General features: G+C 71.5%; 18 protein-coding genes and 1 riboswitch. Of the genes, 16 read left to right on the top strand and 2 right to left on the bottom strand.

Features of this window, described 5'->3' with window-relative positions; genetic code table 11:
• Positions 1–60 precede the first annotated feature (60 nt).
• The gene (locus tag NQZ70_RS24025; protein WP_129576280.1) at positions 61–549 is read right to left on the bottom strand and encodes a type II toxin-antitoxin system RatA family toxin; all 489 of its coding nucleotides are present in this window, start codon (positions 547–549) and stop codon (positions 61–63) included.
• A gap of 236 nt (positions 550–785) precedes the next feature.
• Here NQZ70_RS24025 and NQZ70_RS24020 point away from each other — a divergent pair, with 236 nt between their 5' ends.
• From NQZ70_RS24020 to NQZ70_RS23980, 9 genes are all read left to right on the top strand, one after another.
• Positions 786–1,217, top strand: coding sequence for a hypothetical protein (locus tag NQZ70_RS24020; RefSeq protein WP_165373706.1), 432 nt, complete (start codon positions 786–788; stop codon positions 1,215–1,217).
• 95 nt (positions 1,218–1,312) lie between these two features.
• Positions 1,313–1,906, top strand: coding sequence for a Uma2 family endonuclease (locus NQZ70_RS24015; RefSeq protein ID WP_129576279.1), 594 nt, complete (start codon positions 1,313–1,315; stop codon positions 1,904–1,906).
• Between the two features lie 541 nt (positions 1,907–2,447).
• Positions 2,448–3,335: a hypothetical protein gene (locus NQZ70_RS24010; protein WP_129576278.1), complete on the top strand. Its 888-nt coding sequence runs from the start codon at positions 2,448–2,450 to the stop codon at positions 3,333–3,335.
• A 110-nt stretch (positions 3,336–3,445) separates the two neighbouring features.
• On the top strand, positions 3,446–4,807 hold the full coding sequence (locus tag NQZ70_RS24005; protein WP_129576277.1) for an RNA polymerase sigma factor: 1,362 nt from the start codon (positions 3,446–3,448) through the stop codon (positions 4,805–4,807).
• Positions 4,808–5,052: 245 nt separating this feature from the next.
• The gene (locus NQZ70_RS24000) at positions 5,053–6,057 is read left to right on the top strand and encodes a hypothetical protein (RefSeq protein ID WP_237245562.1); all 1,005 of its coding nucleotides are present in this window, start codon (positions 5,053–5,055) and stop codon (positions 6,055–6,057) included.
• A 166-nt stretch (positions 6,058–6,223) separates the two neighbouring features.
• Positions 6,224–7,348 (top strand): hypothetical protein, encoded by a 1,125-nt coding sequence (locus NQZ70_RS23995; protein WP_129576276.1) that lies wholly within the window; start codon positions 6,224–6,226, stop codon positions 7,346–7,348.
• Between the two features lie 36 nt (positions 7,349–7,384).
• Positions 7,385–7,855 (top strand): hypothetical protein, encoded by a 471-nt coding sequence (locus NQZ70_RS23990; protein ID WP_129576275.1) that lies wholly within the window; start codon positions 7,385–7,387, stop codon positions 7,853–7,855.
• A 646-nt stretch (positions 7,856–8,501) separates the two neighbouring features.
• Positions 8,502–9,074, top strand: coding sequence for a hypothetical protein (locus NQZ70_RS23985; RefSeq protein WP_237245561.1), 573 nt, complete (start codon positions 8,502–8,504; stop codon positions 9,072–9,074).
• Positions 9,075–9,370: 296 nt separating this feature from the next.
• Positions 9,371–9,838: a hypothetical protein gene (locus NQZ70_RS23980; RefSeq protein WP_129576274.1), complete on the top strand. Its 468-nt coding sequence runs from the start codon at positions 9,371–9,373 to the stop codon at positions 9,836–9,838.
• On the opposite strand, the gene NQZ70_RS23975 is transcribed toward NQZ70_RS23980, so the two are convergent.
• Positions 9,804–10,253 (bottom strand): hypothetical protein, encoded by a 450-nt coding sequence (locus NQZ70_RS23975; protein WP_165374124.1) that lies wholly within the window; start codon positions 10,251–10,253, stop codon positions 9,804–9,806. The two genes, NQZ70_RS23980 and NQZ70_RS23975, sit on opposite strands and share 35 nt — an antisense overlap.
• Before the next feature lie 388 nt (positions 10,254–10,641).
• Here NQZ70_RS23975 and NQZ70_RS23970 point away from each other — a divergent pair, with 388 nt between their 5' ends.
• The 7 genes from NQZ70_RS23970 to NQZ70_RS23940 all read left to right on the top strand — a co-directional run bounded on the left by NQZ70_RS23970 (position 10,642) and on the right by NQZ70_RS23940 (position 17,242).
• A complete protein-coding gene (locus tag NQZ70_RS23970) occupies positions 10,642–10,830 on the top strand; it encodes a hypothetical protein (RefSeq protein ID WP_129576272.1) in 189 nt (62 codons plus the stop codon).
• A 166-nt stretch (positions 10,831–10,996) separates the two neighbouring features.
• Positions 10,997–11,074, top strand: a riboswitch (Fluoride riboswitch).
• Positions 11,075–11,122: 48 nt separating this feature from the next.
• Positions 11,123–11,542 carry a fluoride efflux transporter CrcB gene (gene crcB, locus NQZ70_RS23965; protein ID WP_408022436.1) on the top strand — a complete coding sequence of 140 codons (420 nt, stop codon included), beginning with the start codon at positions 11,123–11,125 and terminating at the stop codon, positions 11,540–11,542.
• A 29-nt stretch (positions 11,543–11,571) separates the two neighbouring features.
• Positions 11,572–11,931 carry a DUF190 domain-containing protein gene (locus NQZ70_RS23960; protein WP_129576270.1) on the top strand — a complete coding sequence of 120 codons (360 nt, stop codon included), beginning with the start codon at positions 11,572–11,574 and terminating at the stop codon, positions 11,929–11,931.
• A 72-nt stretch (positions 11,932–12,003) separates the two neighbouring features.
• Positions 12,004–13,686 (top strand): DUF308 domain-containing protein, encoded by a 1,683-nt coding sequence (locus NQZ70_RS23955; RefSeq protein ID WP_237245560.1) that lies wholly within the window; start codon positions 12,004–12,006, stop codon positions 13,684–13,686.
• 149 nt (positions 13,687–13,835) lie between these two features.
• Positions 13,836–15,917 carry a hypothetical protein gene (locus NQZ70_RS23950; protein WP_129576269.1) on the top strand — a complete coding sequence of 694 codons (2,082 nt, stop codon included), beginning with the start codon at positions 13,836–13,838 and terminating at the stop codon, positions 15,915–15,917.
• Positions 15,918–16,034: 117 nt separating this feature from the next.
• Positions 16,035–16,457, top strand: a complete 423-nt coding sequence (locus NQZ70_RS23945; protein ID WP_129576268.1) for a hypothetical protein — start codon at positions 16,035–16,037, stop codon at positions 16,455–16,457.
• Positions 16,454–17,242: a hypothetical protein gene (locus NQZ70_RS23940; protein WP_129576267.1), complete on the top strand. Its 789-nt coding sequence runs from the start codon at positions 16,454–16,456 to the stop codon at positions 17,240–17,242. Before NQZ70_RS23945 ends, NQZ70_RS23940 begins: the two co-directional genes overlap by 4 nt.
• Positions 17,243–17,269 lie beyond the last annotated feature (27 nt).

Below are 17,269 nucleotides of genomic sequence, written 5' to 3'. Positions count from 1 at the left end.
CGGCGGCGCGTCCTGCTGCGGCGGCGCGGCCTCCTCTGGCAGCGCCGCCTCGCCGCGACGTCAGGCGGCCGCCGGGCCGCGCCGCGGCAGGCGCTGCAGGATGTCCGTCGTCTCGGCGCTCTGCTTGAGTCCGGCGAGGCGCTGCTCGATGTCGCGCCTCAGCACGGCCGCCAGGACCGGCTCCAGCACCGGGGCGAGGACCCGCGGGCGCGCCGTGAAATTGTAGCGGAAGGTGACGCGGGTCCGCCGCGGCGACAGCGCCTTGAAGAGCCACGCGCCCGAGAACTGGCGGAAGATCCGCGGCCCGTCGACCATGGTGATGGCCACCTGCTCCGGCGGGTTCAGGGTGATGTAGCGGGCCTCCATGGACAGCCCGTTCTTCGCCCGCACCCATACCCGCACGCCGACGGCGGGCTCGGTCGCGCCGTCGCGGTAGCGCATCTCCCGGAGGAACGGGTCCCACTCGAGCCGGAGATCGTAGTCCTGGGACAGCGCGAAGAGCTCGTCGGGCGCGGCGTCGATCTCGGCGGTGCTCTGGATCGTGGGCATGGCGCTCAGGATAGGGCCGCGGGGAGAGCGGTGGCGAGGGGCGCGCTGCGCGCTCTGGCGGTGCGCTCGATGGCTCTGCGTCGCCTGGGCTCCTCTGGGGGATGCACTGGCGCGCACGCGCTCATCGAGCGGGGGAATCTGCTGTCGGTGCGGTCCGGGTCGGTTCGTTGACGTCTCGCGAGGACCCGGGTAGTCCGGCGCTCATGGGTCACCGATCGGCGCTCGTGCTTGTTGTCATGGCTGTTGCTGCGTTTGCGCTGGGCGGCTGCAACCGGGGGTATCAGACGGCAGCCGAGCTCGAGTCCGCGGAGCGCGGGCCGACCCACTGCGCCAGCTCCTGTTACTCGCTCGGGATGCGGATGTCCGCCTTCGTGCTCGTGGACCGCGCCGTGGCGGGTTGCGTGTGCGAGCCGGTCCAGGCGCCGGCCGGCCCTTACGCCGCGCCGCCCCCGGCCGGAGCGGCGCCGGCCGCGCCGCGTCCCGCTGCCGCGCCGCCTCCCGCTGCCGTGCCGCCTCCCGCTGCCGTGCCGCCCCCGGCGGCCGCGCCCCCGGCCGCGCCGCCACAGAGCCGCGTGTCGGCGGCGGCCGCGGCGGGCTACGCGGTGATCGAGGCGTACCGGAACCAGCAGGAGGAGCAGCAGGCGATGCGGGCCGCGCAGCCGAAGTGAGCTGGTGGGGGGCGGCGCGACGGCCTGCCCCTCGGAGGAGGCTCACGGGCACCGTTGACTCCCCGAGGAGCCCGCGTGGCATCCTCGGCAGGACCATGGACCAGCCGGACGGCAAGAGGCTCTATTCCTACGCCGAGTATCTCGAGCAGGAGCGGGCGAGCCCGACGAAGCACGAGCTCCTGAACGGCGAGATCTTCGCGATGGCCGCCGGAACGCCGGATCACGCGCGCCTGTGCGTGAGCGTCGGCGCCGAGCTCCGGGCGCACCTCCGCGGGCGGCCCTGCGCGGTCTATTCCTCGGCCCTGCGCGTCCGGGTGCAGGCGACCGGGCTCTCCACGTACCCGGACGTCGGCGTCGTTTGCGGCAGGCTCGAGCGCGATCCCGAGGACGCGGACGCCGCGCTCAACCCGATCGTCCTGATCGAGGTCCTCTCGGACAGCTCGGAGGCGTACGATCGGGGGCAGAAGTTCGCGCACTACCGGCGGATCCCCTCGCTCCGGGAATACGTGCTCGTCTCGCCGCACGAGCCGCGCATCGAGGTGTTCCACCGCAACGAGGATGGCTCGTGGACGCTCCGGGAGGCGCGTGCTGGGGAGGGCGCGCAGCTCCAGGCGATCGGGTGCACCCTGTCGGTCGACGACGTGTATCGAGATCCTCTCGCCCAGGCCGCGCCGGAGGCGGAGGGGTGAGTTCGGGAGTCGCGATGAGCTCCCCATCCTGCCGCAGTTACGCGCGCTGATGCAGCAGCCGAGCTAGCCCGCATCTCTCCCGTGCCCGTTGCCGATCCCCTCCGCCGTGGTCTCGGCCCCGTCCGACGCGGCCGGCCTCGCTCCGCTCCGCGCGCTTCTCTTCAGCCGCCTGCGCGTCTCGTGCAGGGGGCCGGCGCGCAGCGTGGGTGGGCGCCCTCCTAGCCCCGACGCCGTGCCGGGTGACACCACGCGTGCCCGATCCTGTGCAGCAGGGCCTGCCAGGTGACACTACGTGTGCCCCGCCGTGTACGGATCTGCCTGCGAAATGACACTATGTGTGTCCCGCCGTTCACAGATCGCCCTGCGAAATGACACTACGTGACCCCATCCACACCCGCCCCAGGCTCCGCGGCCAGCCTACGCGCCTCCCATCGCGGCCCCGCCCCCGTCGCGTCGAACTCCTGCGCTCCTCCCAGTCCGAGCACACATCCGGCGCCGCTCTGCCCCCACGGCCCCGCTCGCCCGGATCTACGTTCCCAACATGGCCAAAGCCAAGACCCAACAACACCCCACCGGGAAGTCGCCCACCGCGACTCCCACGGCACACGCAACCTACCACGCCTGCTACCAGCGCTTTGCCCCGCTGGCCGCCGATCTCCCGGAGCGCGACGTCGAGGTCTGTCGCGCGGACGTGCGGATCGCCTTCGCCAACGTGAAGCGCGGCGTCCAGGCCGCCTGCGCCGAGCCGGCGCGCATTCGCAGGGCCCTTCCCGAGCTGCCGCTCGACGACGTGCTCGCGCTGCCGGACCTCGGCCGCGCCCTGGTCTTCGCCGCCACGCGCGTCACGGCGAAGCCCGCGAGCTCTCGTGAGATCGACGCCAAGCTGAAGCTCGTCATCGAGCTGCGCGAGCCGATGCTCACGCTCGCCGAGACCCTGGCCAAGCGCGGCCTCCTGCCGAAGGACGTGGTGGCCGAGATCCGCGCCGGCAGCGGCAAATACGACCTCGCCAGCGACGGCATGGCGCTCGCCCACCTGTACGAGGAGCACGCGGCCGCGCTCCGCGGAAAGCACCCCTTCACCCAGGAAGAGCTCGATCAGCTGCGGGAAGCGAGCGAGTGGCTGCTCGACACCCTCACCCCCGAGGGCGCCCGCCGGCCCGCGGCCAAGCAGCGCGGCGAGGCCGAGAAGATGCGCGACCGGCTCTGGACCCTCCTGGTCCGCCGGTACGCGGACCTCCGGAAGATCGCCTATTACTTCCACGGCGACGCGTTCGAGGACGTGACTCCCAAGCTCCTGTCCCGCCTGTCGAGCTCCGCCGCCGAGGACGAGAGCGACGAGGCCGAGGCCGACGACGACGGCAGCGAGGACGCCGGCGGAGGAGACCGCGGCGGGGCCGTCGAGCAGCCCGCCAGCCCGTCGTCGCCGTAAACCGCGCTCGGCCCCCACCGCGCCGTGCGCCGGCGGCGGCGGACGCGCGCCGGCGGACGCTCGGCGCGAAACACAAACGGGTCCGGAGAGCCCCCCGCAATGAAAGGGGTATGAGCGCACCTCTCTCGCCCCCCGCCGGCACCTCCCGCGATCGCACCTGGAACGCCCTTCATACAGCCGCAGTGGAAACGCTCCCCGGCGTGTTCCGGCTCCTGGGCGTGGCCGAGCCCGACATCGACGACCTCCTCCAGGAGGTCCTTCTCACGGCGTACAAGACCCTGGATCGCTTCGACCCCAGCTGGCAGCCGCCCCAGCCCAGCTGGCATCCGCACCAGACCGAGGCGGGCGTCGCCGGCGCTGCCGCGCGCCGCGCAGACCGAGTTCAGCACCGCAGCGCCGAGGCGCGGTGGGTGTTCGGGATCGCCTGGCGGAAGGTCGGTCGCTACCTGGGCCGCGCCCGTCGCCGCCGCGAGCTGGCGCATGGCCTGGTGCCCGCGTGGTGCGCCGAAGCGGTCGATCCCGCGCCGCTCAGCGAGCAGCGCGCCGTGGCGCGAGAGCGGCTGGAGCTCGTGATCGACCTGCTCTGGGCGCTGGCCCCGGAGCGGCGGCTCATCCTGGTCCTGCACGAGGCGTACGAGGTGCCGCTCGCCGAGATCGCGCGCGATCTCGGCATCAACTACAACACCGCCACCAGCCGGCTGCGCCTCGCCCGCGCGGACTACCGCGCTGCCGTCCAGCGGCTGCGCCCGGAGCAGCGAGACGCGCTGCGCGGCTGCTGGCTCGGGTTTCCGCTGGCGTCGGTGTTTCTGGCGCGCGAGCACGCCGGAACGACCGCGCCCGCGCTTCCTGAGGCCGCGCCGCCTGCGCCCGCGCTGCCTGAAGCCGCGCTGCCGCCGCCGGCACCCCCTGCGCTGGCGCCGCCGGCATCCGCGCCAGCGAGGCTCGCGGGCTGGCTCACCCGGCTGGGCCAGGTGAGATCCGCGCTCCGGTGGATCGCGGCGAGCGCTGGATACGCCCTGGCCTTGCTGCTGGCGCTCGCGCCGCCGCGGCCGCTCTGGGCTGACCGCTTCGGCGCGCCTCTGGCCGAGCTGCTCCGCGCGCGCAGCGCCCGCGCCATGGAGACGGCGCCGCGGGAGACGCCGGCGCCGCAGCCCACCGCGCCGGCGCCCGCGCCCGACGTGACCTCCCGGCGCGCCATGGCGCCGTCTCCGGCGCGCGACGTCACGCTGCGTCCAGCGCCGTCGACGAGCGCCCGGGAAGACTCGTTCGTCGAGGAGTACCGGGTGCTCGACGTGGCGCAGGCGATGCTCTCCGCCGGCGACCCCGCCGGGGCGCTCCAGCAGCTCGCCCTGCACGAGCAGCGGTTCCCGAGCGGCCGTCTGAGGTCCGTGCGCGAGCGGTTCCGGGAGCTCGCGCAGGCGCGCCTGGCCGGCTCTGCCGAGGGTGCGGCGAGCGCGGAGCCGTCGCGATGAGCCGGCCCCACGACGGACGGCCGCGGCGTGCGCGGCCCGCGCGCGGCGCCTCGCGGCCTCGACGCCGTGTCCGGCGCGCGGCGCTTGCCGGTGCTGCCGCCCTCGGGGCCGCGTACCTGCTCTCCGTCGAGGCAGCTCACGCCGAGCAGGAGCCGCGCCCGAGGGCGGCGCGCCTCGAGTACGTGCGCGGTCGGGGCGCAGAACGCTGCCCTGACGCGTCGTCCCTGCGCGCAGAGGTGGCGCGGGTGGTCGGCGCCGATCCGTTCCGGGACGACGCTCCGCTCCTGATCTCGGCCAGGATCGAGCGCCAGGGGGCCGAGCTCGTCGCCTCCCTGGCGCTGCGCGACAGCGAGGGGAAGACCCGGTGGGCCGACGGGTTCAGCACCAGCGGAGCCTGCGAGGTGCTCGTCGCCGGCGTGGGGCTCGCTGTCGCAGCGCAGCTCCTGAGCATGCCGGAGCGAGGGTCGCGTGAGCCTTCGCCGCCTGGAGCTGCGCAGGCTCCGCAGGGGGCGCCCGGGCCTGTGCCTTCTGCGCAGACTCCGCAGGGGGCGCCCGGGCCTATGCCGTCTGCGCACGGGGCGCAGGCACCGCAGGCGCCCTCCGGGCATGCGCAGGCCCCGGAGCGGCCGCCGAGGGCCTCGCCGCCCCCACAGGCGGCGCGCGCGGCGCCGGCGCCGTCCGGCCGGGTCGCGCCGGCGCTGCCTACCTCCTCGGGGCAGGGGGCGACCGCAGGTCCTTCCGAACCGCTGCGGATCGAGGCGGGGCTCGGGGCGACCGTCGGACTGGGGATCACGCCGGGGGTCGCGGCCGGGACGACCCTAGCCCTCGGCGTGCGCTGGTCCGACTGGTCGGTCGCCGTGGAGGGGCGGGGGCTCGTCTCGCTGGCGAAGGAGGTCGAGGGCGTGCCCCTCGGGACAACGGCCTTCACGGCAGCCACCGTCGCCTGCCTTCGCGGTCGCCACCTGTTCGGCTGCGGGCTCGCGACGCTCGGCGCCGTCCGATTCGCCCCGGAAGAGCCGTGGGACCTGCGTGTGCGCAGCAAGGCCCTGCTCGGGATAGGGGCGCGGCTCGGCAGCGCGTGGCGGCTCTCGGACAGGTGGTCCGTGCACGCCCACGCCGAGGCGAGCGGGATCGTGGAAGAAGCGCGGCTCAGGCGTCAGGTGGACCATGGCGTGACGCCAGCGCCACTCTACTGGACGTCTCCGCCGCTCGGCGCCGCTTTCGGGCTGGGGGTTACGGCCAGCTACTGAGCGGACCTGCGAGACGGGACTCAGCGCCGTGAGGATTGGTGAGAAAAATATGTTCGAATTTGTAATGACGAGCTCGCGGGTGACTACGACCGTCACGAGAGATGGTCGTTGTCTGCGTGGAGCGGTATGGGGTACCTTGCCACGTATGCGGATCTACCCGTTGTTGATGGCAGGGTTCCTCGTGTTGCCGGGCTGCGCCGGCGATCCGACCATCTACGGGCCCTGTCAGCCCAGTGAATACGGCTCTCCAGCATGCCCGTACCCCGAGGCGGGCACCGGGGATGCGGGCGACGGCGGGGATGGGGGCGGAGGCGCCGGCGGTGGTGGCGGAGGCGCCGCCGGGACCGGCGGCGGCGAGGAGAGCGCCTGCGCCGGCGATTGCGTCCCGCCGGCGCCGCTCGGCTGGTTCGGCCCGGCGCTCCTCTGGTACGGCCTGCCGGACCAGGCGCCCGGCTGTCCCGCCGAGGCGCCGAACGTCGGCTACCAGGGGTTCGCCGACCTGGCGCCGGCGCCGCTCGCCTGTGCGGCCTGCCTTTGCGACCCGCCGGCGTCGGCCTCATGTGAGCTCCCGCTGGGCTGGTCGGCCCACACGGCCGCGGCGTGTCGCGCCGACGCCGGCAGCGTCGAGACCGCCTTCGCGGCCCCCGACGGCTGGGACGGCGCCTGCACGGCCGCGAGCGCGATCCCCGCGGGGCAGGATTGCGGCGGACAGCCGTGCGTGCAGTCGCTCTCGGTCGACGCGCCGACCGTGCTGGTGACCGCCGCGTGCACGCCGAGGGTGGACGAGCCGCCGCCGCCGGCGCGCGAGGACCCGTGGCAGACCCGGGCGCTCGCCTGCTTGCCCGGCGCCTACACCGAGTGCCCCGGCGACCGGAGCACCTGCATGCCGTCGCCCGGCGAGCCCGGGGTGCCGCCGCCCGGCGGCTTCCTGACGTGCATCTTCCACGAGGGCGACGTGACGTGCGAGAGCCCTTATCTCGACAGGCACGTCTTCTACGGCGGTGCCGAGGACACGCGCGGCTGCTCCGAGTGCGGCTGCGGGGCGCCGGAGGGCGCGTCGTGCACGATCATGGCCTCGGTCTACAGCGACGGCGCGTGCTCGGAGACGCTCGCGTCGAACGTCGTGAGCTCGACGACGCCGTTCTGCGGGGTCACGCCGCCCGGCGTCGCGCTCGGCAGCAAGTCGGCGGAGGTCGTCGCCGTGGATCCCGGCGCCTGCGCGCCGAGCGGCGGCGAGCCGACGGGCGAGCTGCTGCCGGCCGAACCGTCGACCTTCTGCTGCGTCGCATAGGCTCGACCCATCGGGTGACCGGACTAGATTCCGGACATGCCGCACCCGGATCAGCCCCTCACCAACGACGACGAAGACGACGAGGATCTGCTCAGCGAAGAGGACGAGGATCTGCTCGACTGGGCGGCTACGGCCGAGCTCTACGCCGTCGGTTACATCCGCATCCTCGCCGACGCGATCGAGCGAGGCGACGCCGATCTCCAGGTGGATCCCGGGGCGTGGGAAAACACCCTGACCGCCGCCGAGGGGGCGATGGCGGAGCACATTCGCGGTCGCCTGCACGGGCCTACAGCCATCACCGCGGGAGACGTCGAGCGGATGCGGCGACTCCGCGAACTGGGTTCCGCTGCCCTCTTGGGCGGTGAGCGGTCGCCCGAGCTCGGACCGCTCGCTCTTCAGTGCATGGAGTCTCTGTTCGGACCGGACTGGAAGCGCACGTCGCGGGAAGCTGCTTCCTACGCGCGCGCTCTCAGTCAGGCTTTCCACCCTCGTAGCGGCACAGAATAGGAGCCCCGAGGATGAACCGACAGATATCTCCGTTTTCGTAATAGTACCAGCAGCTGCTGACCAGACCGAGGGCTCTGCATTGCATCAGTAGTCCGGTTTTGACGTTGGATTTGTACGGGTGTTTTCGTCCGGCCGGGCAAGATATTCCTGCGGCGCACTTCATCATGCATTCGGAGCCGTGCTCATGTCTCTTGCAGCGGATGAGCTTGAAGGAGCCGATCGCCTCCGGTTCGGCCGTGGGTCCGTTCTCCGTCTCGTCGTCAAGTGCCAGGTTGTCAGATCCTGGATCGCTGTTTGGTGTGTCGACCTCCGTCTCATCGACATTTTCTGATGGGTGCATGACACAAGATGCAACGCATAGAGCGACTCCATGGAGCGAGACGATGACGGCGACCGTCGGGACGATTCGCATGGTACGGGCGACGCAACCGGCGAGCCACACTCGGTCGAGTGTGACGGTGCCACGCGGTGCGCATTCCGGAGCCGTAGGAAGAGGAAAATCTGCCGTAGTAGGCATCGTCCGGGTGTTCTGCGCTCTTCGCGAAGCCAGCCTGTCGCCGGGTGCAGTTTCAATGCGGCAACCTCGAACAAGCCCCGGTCGCTTGCGACGATCCCCGCGGGGCAGGACTGCGGCGGACAGCCGTGCGTGCAGTCGCTCTCGGTCGACGCGCCGACCGTGCTGGTGACCGCCGCGTGCACGCCGAGGGTGGACGAGCCGCCGCCGCCGGCGCGCGAGGACCCGTGGCAGACCCGGGCGCTCGCCTGCCTGCCCGGCGCCTACACCGAGTGCCCCGGCGACCGGAGCACCTGCATGCCGTCGCCCGGCGAGCCCGGGGCGCCGCCGCCCGGCGGCTTCCTGACGTGCATCTTCCACGAGGGCGACGTGACGTGCGAGAGCCCTTATCTCGACAGGCACGTCTTCTACGGCGGTGCCGAGGACACGCGCGGCTGCTCCGAGTGCGGCTGCGGGGCGCCGGAGGGCGCGTCGTGCACGATCATGGCCTCGGTCTACAGCGACGGCGCGTGCGCGAACCTGCTCGCGTCGAACGTCGTGAGCTCGACGACGCCGTTCTGCGGGGTCACGCCGCCCGGCGTCGCGCTCGGCAGCAAGGCGGCGGAGGTCGTCGCCGTGGATCCCGGCGCCTGCGCGCCGAGCGGCGGCGAGCCGACGGGCGAGCTGCTGCCGGCCGAACCGTCGACCTTCTGCTGCCAGGCATAGGCTCGACCTGGCCGGCGCGGGGCGGCCCATGTCGTGGTCGGTGCCGGGCCGCTGCTCCGCGTTTGCGGTCGACCTACGCCGCCGGGCGGCGACGCGCTCAACCCTGCTCACGGACCCGTGGCAAGCGAGGGCAGTCTGCTGAGCATCGCGCTGGCCTCTTCTGTGGCTGCCGAGCTCGGCCTTGGATCGATGGTGACCCGTGTCGATTTTCTCGACTGTGTCGATTGTCACTAGAAATCGATCAAAGGCGACGCCGCTGCGCCTTTCCCATCGTGAGATTGGACTAGACTGCGGGCATGCCTCACCCGGATCAGCCCCTCACCAACGACGACGAAGAGGACGAGGATGTGCTCAGCGAAGAGGACGAGGATCTGCTCGATTGGGCAACCATGACCGTGGTTTACGCCGTCGGCTACATCCGCATTCTCGCCGACGCGATCGAGCGCGGCGACGCCGATCTCCAGGTGGATCCCAGGGCGTGGGAAAACACCATGACCGCCGTCGAGGGGGTGATGGCAGAGCAAATCCGCGGTCGCCTGCACGGGCCTACACCCGTCACCGCGGAGGACGTCGAGCAGATGCAGCGACTCCGCAGCCTAGGTTCCGCTGCGCTCTCGGGTGGAGAGCGATCGCCCGAATTCTGCCCGCTCGCTCTGCGATCCATGGAGTCTCTGTTCGGGCAGGACTGGAAGCGCGCGGCGCGGGACGCAGCGTCCTGCGCGCGCGCTCTCAATCAGGAGTTCCACCCACGTAGCGGCACATGACGGGAACTCTGCCGAAGAAGAACGTACAGCTATCTCCGTTCTCGTAGTAGTACCAGCAGCTGGTGGCCACGCCGATGCCTCTGCACTGCCACAGTAATCCCGTTTTGACGTTCTTCTTGTATGGATGCTTTCGCCCGCCAGGACATGATATTCCTGCATCGGCGCACTTCGTCATGCACTCGGCGCCGTGCTCATGTCTCTTGCAGCGGATGATTTTGAGTGAGCCGATCGCGTCCATCTCGGCCATGGAGCAGCTCTCCGTCTCGTCGTCAAGTGCCAGGTTGTAAGATCTTGGATCGCTGATTGGTATGTCGACCTCCGTCTCGTCGAAATTTTCTGATGGATGCATGACACAAGATGCAACGCAGAGAGCGACTCCATCGAGCGAGACGATGATGGCAACCGTCGGAACCATTCGCATGGTACGGGCGACGCAACCTGCGAGCCACCTCGGTCGAGTGTGACGGTGCCACGCGGTGCGCATCCCGGAGCCGTAGGACGAGGAAAATCTGCCGTAGTAGGCATCGTCCGGGTGTTCTGCGCTCGTCGCGAAGCAAGCCTGTCGCCGGGTGCAAGTTCAATGCGGCAACCTCGAACAAGCCCGGGTCACCTGCGACGAACTGCCGGTGGGCGCTGGCCCATGCGGCGCGGCCACGCTGCCGCATGCGCCGCTTGCTGAGCTCGGCACGGCGGCGTCCACGTGGGCGGCGTCGAGCTCGGGATCGCGCCGGCGTCGAAAACCACGGGGCGAGCTCGGCGCGGCCGGCGTCAAGCACGCCTAATGTCCGCTCTCAAGCCAACAAGTGGGCGCGGCGTCGACGGCGATCCAGCCGCTCGCGGCCGAGGTGCTGAGGCCGTGGGAGGCGTCGCTCGAGCTGGCGCGGCTGATCGCGCGATGGTCGACCGGCGCCGCAGCCGCGCCGGAAATCCAACCCCTCGCGGCCCAGGTCATCGCGCCGTTGGGCTCATCGGCCATTTCCTCCGAGTGGTGACGCGACGAGTCGTCCGAGCGAGCCGCCACCACTCGTCCGGCCGCGGTCGCCAGCGACGAGGAGCTCGAGGGCGAATCGGACCGCGGCGGCCACGCCAAGCTCGCCCGCCCTGTCCCCTGCGCCGTGGCGCGGTCCCATGGTTGACAGGCGGTCGGATCGGGCTCACACGAGAAGCGGCGGTGGAGTCCGCCAACAACCGCTGGCCCTCGACGTGTTGAGGTCGGCCGATGACTCCTACGGCACGAGATCGCGCCGTCGGGGGTCCTTCGGCGCCCACAGGGAGAGGTGAATGTTGGTTCGGTTGCTCTTGCTCGGGCTGGGGGGCGCGCTCGGTACGCTCGCCCGCTACGCGGTCGGACTCTGGTGTCAGCGCCGCATGGGCGGCGCGTTCCCGTACGGAACGCTCGCCGTCAACGTCGCCGGTTCGTTCCTGCTCGGCGTCGTCATGCAGCTCAGCGCTGCGACCGACCTCCTCGGCCCCACGGCGCGGCTGACGCTCGGCACGGGGGTCATGGGTGGCTTCACCACGTACTCGACGTTCAACTACGAGACGCTGAAGCTCTTGCAGGACAGGGCTTGGCTCACCGCCGGGATCAACCTGGTCGCGACGGTGGCGGGCTGCCTCGTGGGCGGTCTGGTCGGCATCGCGCTGGCCTCGCACGTGGCTGCCGAGCTCGGCCTCGGCACCTCGAAGCGTCTGGTCGGAGGCTGACCCTGAGGGAGCCTGAGGGAGATGGAACGATGCGCCTTCCGAACGGTGAACAGGTTCGTGCCCGGATCTTCGTTGGCGAGAGCGACAGGTGGCACCACCAGCCGCTCTACCGCGCGCTCGTCGAGCGGCTCCGTAAAGAGGGGTTTGCCGGCGCGACCGCCTTGCGAGGCATCGAGGGGTTCGGAGCCCGAAGCCTCGTCCACACCATCAACATCCTCGACCTGTCCGACGACCTGCCGATCGTGATCGAAGTGGTCGACTCTCAGGAGCACATCGATCGGCTCGTGCCCATCCTCGACGAGATGATGAGCGGCGGGCTCGTCACGCTCGAGAAGGTACAGGTGCTGCGCTACGGCGCGCAGCGATGGACGACGAGCGGCGGCGGGTGACGTCCGGCCGGGCGCGCGCTGGCGGAATGGCTTCCAGTGACAGCGGCTGCTGGCCAGGCCGAGAGATCTGTCGTGCAACACCGACACCCAGCGACGGCTGCCCGCCTGCTCGACCCCGAGCTCGCCCTCCTGCTCGCCGCCGAGGCACGCGGCTTGCGTTTCATGCACCGCAGGGGGCGCGGCCGGTCTCATGGCGGGATCGCTCGACCCTGGAGCAAGGCGATGGACGGCGCAGCCAGGGACATCTTCGTCATCAGCGACCTGCACCTCGGCGACGGCGGCGTGCGCGACAACTTCGACATAGGCAAGAAGACGCCGCAGCTGCGCGCATTTCTCGACCACGTGGGCAGCGAGGGGGGCGAGCTCTTCATCCTCGGCGACCTCTTCGAGCTCTGGCAGATGAACCTCAGCCTGCTGCTCGTGAAGCGGCGCTCGCTCCTCGATCAGCTCGCCACGCTGCGGCTCACCTACGTGCCCGGCAACCACGACATCGATCTCGCGCACTTCATCGACACCGACTTCCTCCATCACCCCTTCTTCGACCACATGCGCGCGCCGTTCGTCCGGGAGCTCGGGGGCAAGCGGTTCAGCTTCTCGCACGGGCACGAGACCGATCCCTTCAACGCCGGCGACGATCCCGGCTTCGGCCGCATGCTCGCCATCTTCGCCGGCGTCTGGGAGGACGAGAACGGCTCTCCTCTCCTCGAGAGCGGCGAGAGCGTGGAGGACGTCCTCGAGCAGTTCGGCGAGTCGATGCTGACGATCTGGCGGCGCGCCCTCTCGACGATGCACCCCCGCGGACCGGAGCGGGACGTGCGCCCCACCTCGGCCCTGACGCCGGCGCAGAACCCGGATCGGCTCGGCGAGCACGTGGCCGGGGTCCGCGCGGCGCTCGAGAGGGGCGACCACGACGTGACGGTGCTCGGGCACACCCACAAGGCAGGCCGCATCGGCGGCTGGTACTTCAACAGCGGCTCCTGGACGGGCCCCCACAACCCGTTTCTCCGCATCTCCCCCGACGGTCACGTGCGCTATCTCGAGTGGAAGGACGGCCGCGAGATCGAGCGCGAGATGCCCGTGGTGCGCCCGGAGGCGGGGCCCGGCCGCGCGCCGCCGGCGAAGAAGAACCCGATCGCCGCGGCCCGCGCCGCCGCGCGGACGCTCTTCCCGAAGCCGACCCGGCCGGAGCGCTCCCGGTGGGTCCTCATCGCGCAAGGCGCCCTCGCGCTCGCCGTGGGCGCCGGCGCCCTGACGATCTCCGTCGGTCATGGCTCGTCCGCGGGGTGGCGGCTGCTCGTCTCGGCGTTCGCGGTCTACGCGATCGCCGATGGCGCCCTGTCGCTGCTCGGGGCGTCGCGCGAGCCGCCCGTCCGGCGCCTGCTCTCGCGCGTGCGCGGCGTGGCGAGCGTCCTGCTCGGCCTCCTCGTGCTCCGGCGCGGCTACGTGGTCGAGATCTTCGTGATCCTCGTCGGGATCTGGGCGTTCGTCTCCGGCGCGCTGCGCGTCGCGGCGTCGGTCGTGCTCAAGGGCATGGTGGAGTCGAGGTGGCTCTTGGCCGTGGGCGCCGGCTCGATGCTCGCCAGCCTCGTCCTGCTCTCGCTCCCCGCGTCCGCGGTGCTGCTCAAGTACGCGCTCGCCGGCTATCTCTGCTACTACGGCGCCGGAGAGCTCCTGGCCGGCATCTTCGGACAGCGGCTGCCCAGGGCGGGCTGGGTTCCAGGCCCCAGCCGCGCACAACGTTACGGTAGCCGCTAGAGCGGTTCTCAGCTGCGACTGAGACACCGTCCGTCGTCGATGCCGCCGAGGACGTGACGTCATCGGCCGAGACGCTCAGGGCGACGAGGCCTCGCCCGCAGAAAAGGGGTCGGAGTCCCGAGCGCGCCCAATTACGGTAGCTCCCAGCCATGAGGACCGCCCTCCCGAACCCCGCCTCCCGCGCCCCGCTCGCCGCGCTCGCCGCGCTCGCCGCCATCGCCGCGGAGGCCGCCTGCGCGCGGCCGCACGCCCCCCCGCCGGTCGAGCCGCCCAAAGCCGCCGAGCCAGCGCCCACCGCCGCCCAGGCCGCGCCCTCGGCGCCGCCCTTCGGCCAGATCCCCCGGCTCGACTTCAACCGCATCGCCGTGGAGCTCGATCTGCCGCTCTTCTGGATCGCGGACCGGAACGGCTCGGGCGCCGTCGAGCCCGACGAGGTCGCCGCCCTCTGGCACCACACGAAGGCGCCCGCCTGGGTCGCCGCCGGGGCGTTCACCCCGGAGTTCACCTCGGCCTACGCCGCCATGCTCAAGATCAAGGCCGAAGGCCACCCGCGCGCCGGCCTCGACGAGGCCGAGCAGCGCCGCCGCGACGCCGTGCTCGCGGAGCTCGCGGCCGGCCGACCGTCGCTCCTCCGGTCCGACTTCCGCGGCGCGTCCGCCGAGGACCGGGCCATCGTCGGCCACCTGCTCAAGGTGGCCGAGCTGATCGACCAGATCCACGCGAAGCAGCTCGGCTCCGCCGGCATGGCCGACGCGATCCCGGCCGACGACCCGGCCAGCCGGGCGCTCTTCTGGCGCAACCAGGGGCCCTGGTGCGAGCAGCCGAAGACCCGCAACGACCCGAACTGCAGCGCGCTGCCCAGCAAGCCGCCCCGCGTGACCGGCGCCTATCCGGCGCGGATCCAGCAGGACAAGAAGTTCTGCGCCGCGCTCGAGGCGCGGCGCGACCAGCAGGCGCTCCTCTCGCCGTTCACCCTGGTCGTCGAGGAGGGCGGCGCCCTCAAGGCCGTGCCGTACAGCGAGGCCTACAAGCCCGAGATGGAGGCGGTGAGCCGGGAGCTCAAGGCCGCGGCCGAGGCGATCCAGAGCCCCACCGAGGCCGCCTTCAAGGCGTACCTGCTCGCGGCGTCGCAGGCGTTCCTCGACAACCGGTGGGAGCTCGCGGACGAGCCGTGGTCGAAGATGAACGCCGAGAGCTCGGCGTGGTACCTGCGCGTGGGGCCGGACGAGACGTACTGGGAGCCGTGCAGCCGCAAGGCGGGCTTCCACGTGAGCTTCGCGCGCATCAACCAGGAGTCGCTCGCCTGGCAGAAGAAGCTCGATCCGGCGAAGGCCGACATGGAGGCGGCCTTCGCGAAGCTCGCGGGCGCGCCGTACAAGGAGCGCAAGGTCGCGTTCCACCTGCCCGACTTCATCGACATCGTGGTGAACGCCGGCGACTCGCGCGCCGCGACCGGCGGGACCGCGGGGCAGAGCCTGCCGAACTGGGGGCGGGTCGCGACCGAGGGCCGCGGCCGCACCGTGGCCATGGTGAACCTCTTCGACGACGACGACAGCCGCGCCGCCCTCCGGGAGGCCGCCGCGTCGCTCCTCTGCAAGGCCACGATGGAGAGCGTCTCGCTCGAGCGGCCCGTCGCGACGCTGGGCACGGTGCTGCACGAGGCGGCCCACAACCTGGGGCCGACCCAGAACTACAAGGTGAAGGGCAAGACCGACAACGAGATCTTCGGCGGGCCGCTCGCCACGATGCTCGAGGAGTTCAAGGCCCAGACCGGCGCGCTCTTCTTCACCGGCTGGCTCGCCGAGCGGGGCGTGATCGATCCGGCGCTCGCCCGCATGGCGGAGACGCGGGAGGTGATCTGGGCGCTCGGGCAGGTGGGGCAGGGGATGTACACCGCGGGCGGCGAGCCGCGGCCGTACGGCCAGCTCGCCGCGATCCAGCTCGGCAGCCTGCTCGACGCGGGCGCGCTCGGCTTCTACCGCGGCGAGGTGGCGGCGAACGGCGCGGACAAGGGGTGCTTCTCGATCCAGGCCGACAAGCTGCCCGCCGCGGCGGAGGCGCTCGCGAGGACGGTGCTCGGCATCAAGGCGCGCGGCGACAAGGCCGCCGCGCAGCGCCTCCGCGACGACTACGTCGAGAAGGAAGGGGCGTGGAAGGCGCTCCGCGGGGTGATCGAGGAGCGCATGCAGCGCATGCCGCTCGGCAGCGCCGTGTACGCGATCGAGCTGTAGCGGATCGTCCCCGGGTCCTCCGTGCGCGCGGAGATGCCGGGCGGAGCGCCAGCGGCGAAGCCCTGTCCTTGACGGTCGAGCGGAAGCCTACGAATACTCGCGTGACGTGAGGAGCCCGTGACGCCCTACTACCGCCGCGACCAGGCCGACGGCATCACGCCGCCGAACCTCGCCGACGAGTCGACCTACGCGGAGCACATCGTCCATGCGCGCGGCAAGCGCACGCGGTTCACGTCGCTGAGCCTCGACCCGGCCACCATCGTCGACTTCGGGCCTCAGCTCTGGCAGCTGCTGGAGCCCAAGATCTACGACGACGGGCACGGCGTCGTCTCCCACGACGCCCTGGTCGGCACCCTGCGGGAGGAGCTCAGGTCCGCGCCCGATCCGGCTGCCCGCGAGCTCGCGGCCCGGGCGCTCCCGCGCGCGGTCAAGCGCCGGGAGGCGCTCGTCCACTGGAGCTTCGATGTCTCCCGGATCGCCCGCAAAGAGCTCTCGGAGTGGGCGCGGCCTCACGTAAGGCACTACTTTGTGAAGGTATGAGCACCGAGCTGTTCTCGTGCCGCAACTGCATCCACAACCCGGCCCAGGGGCTCACGCTGGGCCCGGGCGCAGGCTTCTGCTTGACGTGGGGCTCGGTCATCGATCGGCCGGAACAGACGACCTGCAAATACCTGCATCGCAAGGATCTGCCGATGTTCCTCGCTCGCCCGGGCATCCAGGAGCACCAGGACGAGTTTTCCCAGGTGGCGTACATGGCCGACCTCGAGACCCACGAGCGCCTCGTCCTACGCGCCTACGACAGTGACGACGTGCCCGACGCGGAGCGGCTGGACAACGTGACCCGGGCCGTCGCCGCTTACCATGCGCTGGACAGCGCGCCGGACACCACCGCGCAGCGCCGTTCCTTGACGCTCGCCACGTTCGCGGGGGCCGCGGACGGCCGCAGGGCCATGACGTACGCGAGCCTGGTGCGCCGCGTGCTCGCCAGCGGAGCCCCGGCGCGCATGTGGACGCGACGCGTGCTGGACCTTCTGGACGAGATCGACTCGGATGTATTGTTTCGAGCCGCCGACCTCCTCGAGGCCGGCGGGGCGGCGGCCGCGAGGTGGGAGGTGGCGCATGCGCGCCTCTCGTGCATCCAGGAGTACGGCTGGCACGCGGCGCGGGAGCAGCTGATGTATCCGATGATGGAGCTCGGCGCCCACGTCGCCGAGGAAGACTGGAACGGATTTCTCCTCGCGCTCGGGCGGCTCAAGGGGGGCTTCCGCGACATCGTCATCGCCCAGGACGTCGAGCAGCAAATCCTGAGAGGCCCCGGCCTGTAGCCCGGTGGCGACGGCCGATAGGAACCC

Source organism: Sorangium sp. So ce836 (assembly GCF_028553905.1).
Taxonomy (GTDB): Bacteria; Myxococcota_A; Polyangia; order Polyangiales; family Polyangiaceae; genus Sorangium; species Sorangium cellulosum_D.
This window is presented reverse-complemented; position numbering and strand designations above follow the sequence as displayed.

Coding starts and splice junctions, on each gene's coding strand:
- NQZ70_RS24005 (WP_129576277.1), top strand. CDS start 3,446: ATGAGCGCACCTCTCTCGCCCCCCGCCGGCACCTCCCGCGATCGCACC.
- NQZ70_RS23995 (WP_129576276.1), top strand. CDS start 6,224: ATGGCAGGGTTCCTCGTGTTGCCGGGCTGCGCCGGCGATCCGACCATC.
- NQZ70_RS23975 (WP_165374124.1), bottom strand. CDS start 10,253: ATGGTTCCGACGGTTGCCATCATCGTCTCGCTCGATGGAGTCGCTCTC.
- NQZ70_RS23990 (WP_129576275.1), top strand. CDS start 7,385: ATGCCGCACCCGGATCAGCCCCTCACCAACGACGACGAAGACGACGAG.
- NQZ70_RS23950 (WP_129576269.1), top strand. CDS start 13,836: ATGAGGACCGCCCTCCCGAACCCCGCCTCCCGCGCCCCGCTCGCCGCG.
- NQZ70_RS24020 (WP_165373706.1), top strand. CDS start 786: ATGGCTGTTGCTGCGTTTGCGCTGGGCGGCTGCAACCGGGGGTATCAG.
- NQZ70_RS23960 (WP_129576270.1), top strand. CDS start 11,572: ATGCGCCTTCCGAACGGTGAACAGGTTCGTGCCCGGATCTTCGTTGGC.
- NQZ70_RS24010 (WP_129576278.1), top strand. CDS start 2,448: ATGGCCAAAGCCAAGACCCAACAACACCCCACCGGGAAGTCGCCCACC.
- NQZ70_RS23980 (WP_129576274.1), top strand. CDS start 9,371: ATGCCTCACCCGGATCAGCCCCTCACCAACGACGACGAAGAGGACGAG.
- NQZ70_RS24015 (WP_129576279.1), top strand. CDS start 1,313: ATGGACCAGCCGGACGGCAAGAGGCTCTATTCCTACGCCGAGTATCTC.
- NQZ70_RS24025 (WP_129576280.1), bottom strand. CDS start 549: ATGCCCACGATCCAGAGCACCGCCGAGATCGACGCCGCGCCCGACGAG.
- NQZ70_RS23940 (WP_129576267.1), top strand. CDS start 16,454: ATGAGCACCGAGCTGTTCTCGTGCCGCAACTGCATCCACAACCCGGCC.